This window comes from Marinospirillum sp., from assembly GCF_035271045.1.
Lineage (GTDB): Bacteria > Pseudomonadota > Gammaproteobacteria > Pseudomonadales > Halomonadaceae > Marinospirillum.
On the sequence record NZ_DATESC010000018.1, the window covers coordinates 75685 to 87946 of the forward strand.

General features: G+C 43.6%; 10 protein-coding genes. 8 read left to right on the plus strand and 2 right to left on the minus strand.

The window, feature by feature from the left end:
• Window positions 1-8 precede the first annotated feature (8 nt).
• Genes VJY63_RS07700 through VJY63_RS07710 form a run of 3 tightly spaced genes read left to right on the plus strand, consistent with a single transcriptional unit; the run spans window position 9 to window position 2098 of the window.
• Window positions 9-458: a tellurite resistance TerB family protein gene (locus VJY63_RS07700; protein WP_324049628.1), complete on the plus strand. Its 450-nt coding sequence runs from the start codon at window positions 9-11 to the stop codon at window positions 456-458.
• 9 nt (window positions 459-467) lie between these two features.
• The gene (locus VJY63_RS07705; protein WP_324049630.1) at window positions 468-1490 is read left to right on the plus strand and encodes a TerC/Alx family metal homeostasis membrane protein; all 1023 of its coding nucleotides are present in this window, start codon (window positions 468-470) and stop codon (window positions 1488-1490) included.
• A gap of 32 nt (window positions 1491-1522) precedes the next feature.
• A complete protein-coding gene (locus VJY63_RS07710) occupies window positions 1523-2098 on the plus strand; it encodes a TerD family protein (RefSeq protein WP_324049631.1) in 576 nt (191 codons plus the stop codon).
• 71 nt (window positions 2099-2169) lie between these two features.
• On the opposite strand, the gene VJY63_RS07715 is transcribed toward VJY63_RS07710, so the two are convergent.
• Together VJY63_RS07715 and mfd are read right to left on the minus strand one after the other, a co-directional pair.
• Window positions 2170-2790, minus strand: a complete 621-nt coding sequence (locus VJY63_RS07715; protein WP_324049633.1) for a CsiV family protein — start codon at window positions 2788-2790, stop codon at window positions 2170-2172.
• A 37-nt stretch (window positions 2791-2827) separates the two neighbouring features.
• The gene (mfd, locus tag VJY63_RS07720) at window positions 2828-6328 is read right to left on the minus strand and encodes a transcription-repair coupling factor (protein ID WP_324049634.1); all 3501 of its coding nucleotides are present in this window, start codon (window positions 6326-6328) and stop codon (window positions 2828-2830) included.
• Window positions 6329-6469: 141 nt separating this feature from the next.
• On the opposite strand from mfd, the gene VJY63_RS07725 reads away from it, so the two are divergent.
• The 5 genes from VJY63_RS07725 to VJY63_RS07745 all read left to right on the plus strand — a co-directional run bounded on the left by VJY63_RS07725 (window position 6470) and on the right by VJY63_RS07745 (window position 12262).
• Entirely contained in the window at window positions 6470-7927 is a 1458-nt protein-coding gene (locus tag VJY63_RS07725) for a glyceraldehyde-3-phosphate dehydrogenase (protein ID WP_324049636.1), read from the plus strand.
• 329 nt (window positions 7928-8256) lie between these two features.
• Window positions 8257-9618 carry a Na(+)-translocating NADH-quinone reductase subunit A gene (locus tag VJY63_RS07730; RefSeq protein WP_324049638.1) on the plus strand — a complete coding sequence of 454 codons (1362 nt, stop codon included), beginning with the start codon at window positions 8257-8259 and terminating at the stop codon, window positions 9616-9618.
• 4 nt (window positions 9619-9622) lie between these two features.
• A complete protein-coding gene (locus VJY63_RS07735; protein WP_324049639.1) occupies window positions 9623-10831 on the plus strand; it encodes an NADH:ubiquinone reductase (Na(+)-transporting) subunit B in 1209 nt (402 codons plus the stop codon).
• A complete protein-coding gene (locus tag VJY63_RS07740) occupies window positions 10824-11591 on the plus strand; it encodes a Na(+)-translocating NADH-quinone reductase subunit C (protein ID WP_324049641.1) in 768 nt (255 codons plus the stop codon). Before VJY63_RS07735 ends, VJY63_RS07740 begins: the two co-directional genes overlap by 8 nt.
• A gap of 2 nt (window positions 11592-11593) precedes the next feature.
• Window positions 11594-12262, plus strand: a complete 669-nt coding sequence (locus VJY63_RS07745; protein ID WP_324049643.1) for an NADH:ubiquinone reductase (Na(+)-transporting) subunit D — start codon at window positions 11594-11596, stop codon at window positions 12260-12262.

Below are 12262 nucleotides of genomic sequence, written 5' to 3' on the forward strand. Positions count from 1 at the left end.
TACATAATATGTTGCAATGGTTAAAAACAAACACCGCGCAAGCCAGAGAAAAACTAAGCAATGAAGTGTCTAAATTCAAAAATAAAGAATTTATGGCCGCAGTTGCTAATGCTTGTGCGCTAGTTGCCGCAGCTGATGGTTCTATCAGCTCAGAAGAAAAAGTTAAAATGACCGAGTTTATTAACCAATCGCCTGAGCTAAAAGCCTTTAAATTAACGGATGTGATTGCTGTATTTAATGATGCCTGTTCAAAATTTGAGTTTGATGTGCAAATTGGTCAAGCAGAAGCTTTAAAAGTGATTAACAAAATCAAAAATAAAGAAGGTGCTGCGCGTTTGCTGGTTAGAGTGGCTTGTGCGATTGGTGCTTCTGATGGTGACTTTGATGATGATGAAAAAGCTGTTTGCCGTAAAATTTGTGTAGAGCTTGGTCTTCCACCCGCTGAATTTGACCTTTAAGGATCATTAATGGAAACGACCCATTTGGGTTTTCCACCCTTAACCATTACGGTATTTGTGGTGATGGCGCTGGGTGCAATGTTGCTTGATATGTTTAGCCATAAAGATGACAAGCCGATTAGCTTAACCAAAGCGTCTATTTGGTCAGTTTTTTGGGTTTTGCTATCTTTAAGTTTTGCAGGTTTCTTGTACTTTGAACACGGCCCAGACATTGCCAGTTTATTTATCACTGGTTATGCGCTGGAAAAAGTTTTAAGTGTCGACAACCTATTCGTATTTATGGCAATTTTTGCTTGGTTTAAAGTACCTAATGGCTTGCGCCACCGTGTACTTTATTGGGGCATTATAGGCGCTATCCTATTCCGTCTAATTTTTGTCGTTATCGGTAGCAGCCTCTTAGCATTTGGTCCTTGGGTTGAAGTGATTTTTGCACTTATCGTCGCTTGGACTGCAGTTATGATGTTAAAAAGTGGCGATGACGAAGAAGCAGAAGAAGATTATTCAAAACACATGGCTTATCGCTTTGCACAAAAACTGTTTCCTGTTTGGCCAAAACTTTATGGGCATAACTTTTTTGTTAGCCGTAAAGTCTTAGAAGAAGAAGTGCAAAAACCTGAACACCAAGGACTGAGTTTAGCGGCAAAGGGTGGTATTTTTGCTACGCCGTTATTTCTTTGTTTGGTGGTTATGGAGGTGTCGGATGTGCTGTTTGCATTTGACTCAGTACCGGCAGTTATCGCCGTTAGTCGTGAACCTTTAATTGTGTATTCCGCCATGCTGTTTGCTATTTTAGGCTTGCGTACCATGTACTTTGTGCTTGAAGCACTCAAACACTACCTAGTGCATTTAGAAAAGTCAGTGATAGTTTTATTGTTTTTTATTGCGATAAAACTAGGGTTAAACGCAACAAGTCATATCTTTGGTCATAGTTATACGCTTGACCCCAATACAAGTTTAATAATAGTCTTGGTGGTCTTAGCCATCGGAATTGTGGCCAGTGTTTTATTTCCAGCAAAAGAAGCTGAAAAATAAATAATTTTATTAACGAAGAAGGAGTTGTAAACATGGCATTAACTTTACAAAAAGGTGGCAACTTATCTTTGTCAAAAACTGACCCATCATTAAGCAAGTTGTTGGTTGGTTTAGGCTGGGATCCGCGTGCAACCGACGGTGCAGAATTCGATTTAGACGCTAGCGCATTTTTATTGGGTGCTAACGGTAAAGTGCGTAAAGACAATGACTTTATTTTCTACAACCAGTTAAAAAGCTCTGATGGTTCGGTTGAGCACACTGGCGACAACCTTACGGGTGAAGGTGAGGGTGACGATGAACAACTTAAAGTTGATCTAAGCCTTATTCCTGCTGATGTTGAGAAAGTGGTATTTACTGTTACTATTCATGGTGCAGAAGAGCGTAATCAAAACTTTGGTCAAGTAGGTGGTGCTTTCATTCGCATTCTAAACGAAGTGACTGGTGTTGAAGTGGTACGCTACGACCTAGCAGAAGATGCTTCAACGGAAACAGCAATGATTTTTGCTGAACTTTACCGTAACAACGGTGAGTGGAAATTCCGTGCTGTAGGTGCTGGTTATGCAGGTGGCTTAAAGTCATTGGCTAATGAATACGGTATGAATTTTTAAGTAACACTTTTAATCAATAAAAACGCCCCGTCTAATTTAAGCGGGGCGTTTTTTTATGTTTATTTTAAGAACTAAGGGGCTCTATCTATTTTTATAAGTAAACCCAAATAAGGGCTATCAATAAAATGCAGTTCGTTGCTACGCATTCTACGGCGTTGATGCATCCCAGCTGAGCTAACAACTTTATAATCCGTTGCGTTAACAGCTTCAAAAGTATTCAAAAACAAATCCGTTTCTAAGTGTAAATAACGCGCGACGCTAAGCTTTAATTTGCCTTGCAGCTCTGGCATACCTACAAAATAATCACCGCCTTCAATTAATAACGGAATACTATTCACTTCAGACACGAGGCGCATTCGCCAAGCTTGGTGAAATAATAAACGGTAATCATTATTGCGCTCTAACGCAGTAGCTTCTCTGGTTAATTTAACCCTTTGTGGCCAGTAAGAAGGGCCAGTGATACGGCTTAACTTTGTCCAAGCCGGTGCTGTACCAATTTTTAATGCCTGTTCTTCAATGGGTAAGTAAAGGTGCGGTCTGCTGGGTAATTCTGTTGCACCTGCACCGGGTTGTTGAGCAAAAACAAGTACTTCAATAATATAATCGCGCTCATTGGGGTGAGGTTTTACTTCTTCAGCAACCACTGTGGCTGAAATAATTAATCCCGTCAGCAATAAAACTAATAATCGCATTCTTGTCTATTCCTGTTTTATAAAAGTTTAATGCTTATCATTGCAAAGCATCTAAAAGCTTTTCTAGCGCTGCAAAGCATTGGTCAGCGGTATCCATTGTCATCGTAAATTTTAACGATTGCGCTGAATCCAGTTTATAAGTGAGCGGCTTTTGCTGCATTAACTGCACTAGCTTAATAGGCTCAACGCTGGTTTGACTACCAAAATGCAACACACCGCGGTCTTTACCCACATCCATTCGTAAAATACCCATCGTTTCGGCGCGTTGTTTTAATTCTGTTAAGCGAAATAAATTTTTAGTGGCAAGGGGCAATAAGCCAAAACGGTCAATCATTTCTACTTGCAAGTCTCTAAGTTCGGCTGCATTACTGCAACTGGCTAGGCGTTTATACAGTTGTAAACGGCTGTTTACATCGGGTAAGTAATCATCAGGAATGAGTGTGGGTAAATGCAAGCTTATTTCAGTACCACGCTGTAAGGGTAGGTCAATACTAGGCGTTTTACCGCTGCGAATGGCTTTAACGGCATCGTCTAATAAATCCATGTATAAGCTAAAACCTAGACTGGCAATTTGCCCACTTTGTTCTTCGCCCAATAATTCACCCGCACCCCTAATTTCTAAATCTTGCGAGGCCAATACAAAACCAGAACCTAAGTCTTCATTCATGGCGATTACTTCTAAGCGTTTTTGGGCATCAGCGGTGGGATTTTTACCTTCAGGCGTTAATAAATAGGCATAAGCTTGGTGGTGTGAACGTCCTACACGGCCACGTAACTGGTGCAGCTGCGCTAAACCAAATTTATCAGCGCGTTCAATAATGATGGTATTGGCATTGGGGATATCAATCCCTGTTTCAATAATCGTCGAACACAGCAGCAGGTTATAACGCTTGTGGTAAAAATCTTGCATGACTTTTTCAAGCTGGCGTTCGGGCATTTGTCCGTGCGCCACACCTAAGCGTACTTCTGGAATGATTTCACGCAGTTTTTCAGCAGTATTTTCAATAGTGCTAACGTCATTGTGCAAAAAGTATACTTGCCCACCACGCAGCAGTTCACGCAGTACAGCTTCTTTAATAATTGCCTCGTCACGCTGGCGCACAAAGGTTTTAACCGATAAACGCTTAGCAGGTGGCGTAGCAATAATCGACATATCACGAATGCCCGACATCGCCATATTTAAAGTACGCGGAATGGGCGTTGCAGTCATAGAAAGTAAATCAACGTTGGCTCTTATAGCCTTTAGGCTTTCTTTTTGACGCACCCCAAAGCGGTGCTCTTCATCAATAATTACCAAGCCTAAATCGTTGAATTTAACGGAAGACTGCAAAAGTTTGTGAGTGCCGATTAAAATATCGACCTTGCCTTCTTCTAAGCGGTGAATGCTTTCTTGTTGTTCTTTAGCAGAACGAAAACGTGATAACAGCTCGATATTCACCGGCCAATCAGCAAAACGGTCTTTAAAGTTATCAAAGTGCTGCTGCGCCAAAAGCGTGGTGGGCACTAAAATCGCTACCTGCTTATGGTTATGCACTGCTATAAAAGCTGCGCGCATGGCAACTTCAGTTTTACCAAAGCCCACATCACCACAGACAACTCTGTCCATTGGGCGCATTTTTGCCATATCACCAATCACGGCATTAATGGCTAGCTGTTGATCGACGGTTTCTTCAAAAGGAAAAGCCGAAGAAAATTGCGCCCAAGCGTCTTCGTCTAAATTAAAGGCAAAACCTTTTTGTGCTTCACGCCGCGCATAAATGTCTAATAATTCAGCTGCGGTATCACGAATTTTTTCAACTGCTTTACGGCGGGTTTTATCCCACTGGTCAGATCCTAAACGGTGCAGCGGTGCGTTATCATCATTGTTGCCGCTGTAACGGCTGATTCGGTCTAAAGCGGTTACGGGCACATATAAATGGGCTTGATCGGCATAAACCAGCTTTAGAAATTCTTGAGTTTGACCGCCAGATGTTAAGGTTTCTAAGCCCAAATAACGGCCAACGCCGTGGTCTAGGTGTACCACCGGCGCATTAAGCGTCAGTTCGGATAAGCTGCGAAAGGCGAGTTCTTGGTTAACAGCGGATGTTTCGCGGCGGCGGCGCTGTAAAATGCGTTCACCAAATAATATTGATTCAGTAATCAACAGGGTTTGCGCTTGTGGTAAAAATAAGCCTCTATCTAAAGGGGCTAAGGTTAATGCCAAAGCAGGGCGCTGCTTTAGAAAACTTGACCAATCGGCTACATCTAAAGGTACTAAGCCATGACGACCTAATAGCGCTAACAAGGCTTCACGGCGACCGCGCGATTCTACAGTTAACAGAATGTTGGTTTGTGGATTAGCGGCAATAAAATCTTGCAGCGCTTTTAGTGGGTGTTTGGCTTTAGAAGCGACAGCTAGATTAGGTAACGGTTGGCTTAATAGCTGCTGATCGCCGGAAAGCGTATCACTGGGCGGCGTTGCATGAACTTCAATCCGTGCAAATAAATTACGTTCACGGTTTAAGGTTTCTAATGGTAAATATAATTCACTGGGCGGCAAGCAAGGGTGGCGAATATCATGGCGCAAACTTTCGTAACGCCGTTCAATTTCTTGCCAATAATGCGTCGCTGCTAACGGTACTGTTTGTAAGGTTTGACCTGACTTGGTATCAGTAGGTGCTGTTATTTCAGCAATTAATGTGTTCGCTGGCAGGTAATCAAATAACGTAGCAGTGTGCGTAAAAAATAAAGGCAATAAAAACTCTAAACCCGGTGTGACTAAGCCTTTAATGGTGTCTTGATAAATGTCGCAGCGTGATAGGTCAAGATTAAAACGGGTTTGGAATTCCGTCTTGAAAATTGTTAGTGCGTCTTTTGTTAATACAAATTCATGCGTTGGTAATAACGAAATGGCCTCGGTTTTGTGTTCTGTGCGCTGCGTTTCGGTATTAAAAAAACGCAGTGATTCAATTTCATCACCAAAGAGTTCAATGCGTAATGGCTGCTCACTGCCCATAGGAAACAAGTCTAGCAAACCACCACGAACGGTAAATTCACCCTGTTCGTAAACGGTATCCACTGCACGGTAGCCTGCTTCTTCTAATTGGCGGCGAAAGGCGTGCATATCCAACTGCTGACCTAGTTTTAGGTCAAGGGCATGACTGACTACAAATTCGGCTGGCGGCAAACGCTGCATCAGTGTGCTTATGGGTACGACTAATAAACCACGGCGTTGCGATGGTAAGGCCAATAAAGTTTTTAAGCGCTCTGAAACGATGTTTTGGTGTGGCGAAAAGCGGTCATAAGGCAGCACTTCCCAATCAGGCAGGCTTAGCACTGGTAAATCGGCGGGCGCAAAAAACGTTAATTCATCAGCCAATAAATGGGCGCTGGTGGTATCAGGACAAATAACCAATAAGGGCGCTGGGTGCTGCTGCGCTGCTTCAACCAATGCCACTGCTGCTGCTGCATCGTGTACATTTAACCAGCGTTGTAAAAAACCGGCTTTAGACGGTGGTTTGCTGGATAAAAGTTGACCGCTATTGACCACTTTATTCATCAGAAGGTTAACCTAGTTAGCAAAAGTTAAGCCGCATGATACCAGTCCATTTGCCTAACTTGTAACCAACAAGCATAATAGCGCAAAAATTTTATCCAGCTTTTAAACATTACTTTTAATACCAACAAAGAGGTTCAACCTGTGGCTGACAGCAAATTAGATAGCTATTTTGAAGACTGGCAAGCGCGTGAAACCACTGCCGAAGCAATGATCCCGATTATCGGTCGTCTATACCGCAAGTACAACGTGGTAACATCCATTTTTGGTCGCGCACTGGTTAACCGTTCTGTTATCCGTATTTTAAAAGACCACCGATTTGTGCGTCAGGTTGAAGGCACTGAGCTAGATGTTCGTGACAGCCACCTGTTAGTAGAAACACTATTAAAGTTAAAGCCTGGCCCTTGCCACGTTGATATTGGTAAATTAGCCGCTCAGTTTCGTAAAGAAAACGGCACTGATATGGAAGCTTTTTTAACCGCAGAAATGGGCGATGTACTGGGTAAGCATAAAGAAGCTGATTTAGGCGGCGCACCACAAGACGTAGTGCTTTACGGTTTTGGTCGTATTGGTCGCTTGTTGGCACGTATTATGATTGAAAAAGCTGGTGGTGGTAGTTTGTTGCGCTTGCGTGCGGTTGTGGTTCGTGGCGGTAAAGACGGCGATTTAGAAAAACGTGCTAGCTTGTTGCGTCGTGATTCAGTACACGGCCCTTTCAACGGTACGATTACTGTTGATGCAGCCAATGACGCATTGATTGTTAACGGTAATTACATTCAGTTTATTTATGCCAATGCACCTAGCGAAATTGATTACACCAAATATGGCATTGAAAGTGCGTTAATCGTTGATAATACGGGTATTTGGCGTGATGAAGCCGGTTTAAGTCAGCATTTAGAATGTAAAGGTGCTGCGCGCGCTGTTTTAACTGCACCCGGTAAAGGCAAAATTAAAAACATCGTTTATGGCATTAACCACGGTGATTTAACCGATGCTGATAAAATCATTTCGGCGGCTTCTTGTACCACCAACGCAATTGTGCCTATTTTAAAAGCGGTTAACGACAAATATGGTGTGGTTAGCGGTCACGTTGAAACAGTTCACGCTTACACCAACGATCAAAACCTAATCGATAACTTCCATAAAGGTGATAGGCGTGGTCGTGCTGCTGCGATGAACATGGTATTAACCGAAACGGGTGCTGCTAAAGCCGTTGCGAAGGCTTTACCTGAGCTAGAAGGTAAGTTAACGGGTAACGCGATCCGTGTGCCTATTCCTAATGTTTCTATGGCAATTCTTAATCTGACAATGGAAAAAGAAAGTACGCCTGAAGAAATGAACGACTATCTAAGTTGGGCGGCTTTATATTCACCTATGCAAAAGCAAATTGACTTTGTGGATTCTAACGAAGTTGTCTCTTCTGACTTTGTTGGTAATCGCCACGCGGGTATTGTTGATGCTAAAGCCACCATCGTGAGTGGTAAACAAGCTGTACTTTACGTTTGGTATGACAACGAGTTTGGTTATAGCTGTCAAGTTGTTCGGATTTTACAAGAAATTTCTCACGTTAAATTCCCTTATTTTCCTGCAGATCGTGGCTAAATAAGGCTTTGTATTAAAAGCGTGGTGTTTATAAAAGCTGTATGTTTAGGCATACAGCTTTTTTTTATTTTTTTAAATTACTTTTTTAATTATTTTTTAGTGGTTTTTTTTGACACTAGATTCTAATTCATCCTAGAGTCGGGTAGCGTTTGGGGCTTAGGGTCTTTATAATGCTTGCATTTTAAGCAGTCACTTGTGCGACAAAAAGACGCAGATTTTCGGGCATAGCGCTCCAAGCGTAGTCATAAGCGGCCGTTGTTAGTTTTTTCAGATGTAAAACCTTAGCTGTAAAAAGCTTTATCTTTTAACTTGGTGATTGGGCGTGACCTATGATAAAAATCAAGCGTGGACTTGATCTACCCATCGCCGGTGCACCTAAGCAGTCCATTTTGGACGGCAAAAAAGTGCGCTCCGTTGCAGTCTTAGGACCAGATTATGTAGGCATGAAACCTACTATGCTGGTGCAAGAAGGTGACAAGGTGAAATTGGGTCAGATCCTCTTTACGGATAAAAAAACTGCCGGTGTGAACTACACAGCACCCGCAGCAGGAACGGTAGTAGCCATTAACCGTGGCGAACGTCGTGTTCTACAATCCGTAGTAATTGAAATAGCTGCACAGGAAGAAGCCGAAACTTTCACTGCCTACAGTGAAAATCAGTTGGCCGACCTTTCTGGCGAAAAAGTTAGAGAGCAATTAATTGCTTCAGGCTTATGGACTGCATTAAGAACACGGCCATTTAGCCGCGTTCCAGCCCCCAAAGCCCAGCCTAACTCTGTTTTTGTCACTGCTATCGACACCCACCCGTTGGCTGCCGATCCCGCTGTTATTATTGCTGACCAACAACAAGCCTTCTTAGCAGGTTTAACTGTGGTGAGTAAGCTTACAGAAGGTAAAACTTACCTTTGCAAAGACGCGGGTAAAGAGATCCCTTCAGTCGAGGGTAGTAAAGTTGAAGTGGTTGAATTTGAAGGTGTTCACCCAGCAGGCTTGGTGGGTACGCACATTCATTGCTTAGACCCTGTTAGTGCTAGCAAACACGTTTGGCACTTAAACTACCAAGAAGTGATTGCTTTTGGTCATTTGTTTTTGACCGGTCAGGTTAATCCTAACCGCGTTATTGCCATTGCTGGCCCACAAGTCAAAGAGCCGCGCTTAGTGCGTACACGTTTAGGTGCAAACCTTGACGAGTTACTAGCTGGTGAACTGACCACTGCTACCACTTCACAAGTGATTTCAGGTTCGGTCTTTAGTGGCCGTGCGGCGAGTGGTGCGATGAACTACTTAGGTTGTCATCATAATCAAGTCAGCGTATTGCAAGATGGTAGTGACCGTCGTTTCTTAGGTTGGTTAACACCGGGTATGCCAGGTAGCAACAACCACTCAGTCACGGGTATTTACCTATCTAGCTTCTTAGGCTTAGGTAAGCGCTTTGCACCCACCACCACCACCAATGGTTCTGAACGCGCCATGGTGCCAATTGGTTCCTACGAAAAAGTGATGCCGCTAGATATTCTGCCCACGCAACTTTTACGTTCACTGATTGTTGGTGATATTGAAGTCGCTATGCAGCTAGGCTGTTTAGAACTCGATGAAGAAGACCTCGCCTTATGCACCTATGTGTGCCCAGGCAAATATGAATACGGTCCAATTCTGCGTGACAACCTAACGCTGATAGAGAAGGAGGGCTGATTTAATGAAGGCATTACGTAATCTTCTCGATAAAATGGAACCGCATTTTCATAAGGGTGGACGTTTTGAAAGCTGGTACGCGCTCTATGAAGCAGCAGATACTATCTTCTACACACCACCTAGCATTGCCAAAACAACCGCTTTTGTGCGCGATGGTATCGACTTAAAGCGCATGATGATCACGGTTTGGTTTTGTACCTTCCCTGCCATGTTCTTTGGTATGTGGAATACAGGTTTACAAGCCAACCAAGCCATTGAAGCAGGTTTTGGTTCACTAGGCGGTTTGCGCGAAAGCTTTATTGTACTTTTGGGTGCTAGTAGCTACGACCCAACCAGCATGTGGGATAACATCATTCATGGTGCTACCTACTTTATTCCCATTTATGCCGTCACCTTTATTGTGGGTGGTTTTTGGGAAGTGCTATTTGCTATGCGCCGTGGCCATGAAGTTAACGAAGGTTTCTTTGTTACTTCTATCCTCTTTGCGCTTATTCTTCCTGCCACCATTCCTTTATGGCAAGTTGGCTTAGGTATCACCTTTGGTATTGTGATAGGTAAAGAAATTTTTGGCGGAACCGGCAAAAACTTCCTTAACCCAGCCCTTACTGGTCGTGCCTTCCTTTATTTTGCTTACCCTGCACAAATCTCGGGTGATGCAATTTGGGTAGCAGCAGACGGCTACACAGGTGCAACAGCTTTGTCGATGGCTTTCCAAGACGGCATGGCAACCTTGCAGCAAAACCTTAGCTGGTGGGATGCCTTTGTAGGCATTATGCCCGGCTCAGTGGGTGAAACTTCAACCCTAGCTATCTTGATAGGTGGCGCAGTGTTATTGCTGACTCGCATTGCCTCTTGGCGCATTATGGCGGGTGTAATGTTAGGCATGATGGCAACCGCCACCCTGTTTAACATGATAGGTTCAGAAACCAACAATATGTTTGCTATGGAATGGTACTGGCACTTAGTCACCGGTGGCTTTGCCTTTGGTATGGTGTTTATGGCAACTGATCCTGTATCAGCTTCCATGACCGACAAAGGTAAACTAGTTTTTGGTGCGCTAATTGGTGTTATGACTGTTCTGATACGTGTGGTTAACCCAGCTTTCCCAGAAGGCATCATGCTAGCCATTTTATTTGCTAACTTGTTCGCCCCACTGATCGACAGCTTAGTGGTTAAAGCCAATATCAAGCGGAGGGTATTGCGCAATGTCTAAAAGTAATGACTCCATCTCAAAAACACTAACAGTTGCTTTAATACTCTGTTTAGTTTGTGCCGTCATAGTTTCTGTTTCAGCTGTAGCACTTAAGCCGCTACAAGTTGCTAACCAAGAACTAGACCGCCGCAGCAATATTTTAATTGCCGCTGGTTTAATCACTGCTAAAGAAGCGACTCGTGATCGTGTAACTGCTGAATTTGCAAAAATTCAAATCAAAGTGGTCGATCTTCGTACTGGCGAATTTACCAACCAGGTAAAAGCAGAAGACTACGACCAAGTGCGTGCGTCTAAAGACCCTGCTCAGTCTTTTGCGTTAAAACAGGCAGCACTGGGTGTTAATCGCTTAGAAAACTACGGCCTAGTTTACCTAGTCGGTAACGAAGCTAACCCTGATCGTATTATTATTCCGGTACGCGGCCCTGGCTTGTGGTCAACCCTCTATGGCTTCTTAGCCTTAGAAGGCGACGGCAACACCATTGCTGGTATGGGTTTTTACGATCATGGCGAAACGCCCGGTTTAGGTGGTGAAGTAGATAACCCTAAGTGGAAAGCCCAGTGGCCGGGTAAAAAGACCTACGGTGACAAGACTATGCAGCCATTGCTTGGCCTTTCTAAAAAGCCAGACGGTGTGCATGAAGTAGACACTTTATCGGGTGCAACCCTTACCGCGCGCGGCGTAACTAACCTGCTGCAGTTTTGGGTTAGTGAACAAGCCTACGGGACATTCCTAGCTAAATTCCGTCAGGGAGGCGCTTAATCATGGCCAATGATACAACCAAAACGGTACTAATCAGCCCTATCTTCAAGAACAACCCTATTGCCTTACAGGTATTAGGTATTTGTTCGGCGCTGGCGGTTACTACCAGTATGCAGGTTGCAGTAGTTATGACGATTGCAGTTATGTTTGTAACTGCTTTCTCTAACTTCTTTGTATCCTTAATTCGTAACCACATTCCCGGCAGCATAAGAATCATCGTACAGATGACCATTATTGCCTCCTTGGTTATTGTGGTTGACCAGCTACTAAAAGCGTACGCCTTTGAAATTAGCCGTCAGCTCTCAGTGTTTGTTGGCCTTATCATTACTAACTGTATTGTTATGGGTCGTGCTGAAGCCTATGCCATGAAAAATGGCCCTATCATCAGCTTTTGGGATGGTATCGGTAATGGCGCAGGCTATGGCGTTGTGCTAATGCTGGTGGGTGCTGTGCGCGAAATTTTTGGTGCAGGTAGCTTTTTTGGTTATCAAATACTAGCCCTCACTAAAGATGGTGGCTGGTATCTACCCAATGGTTTATTGCTATTACCACCCTCAGCGTTTTTTATTATTGGTTTGCTTATTTGGGCATTACGCTCATGGCAGCCAAGCCAAAATGAAATTCCTGAGTTTAAAATTACTGCCAACACTAAATCTGAAGGAGCGATGTAA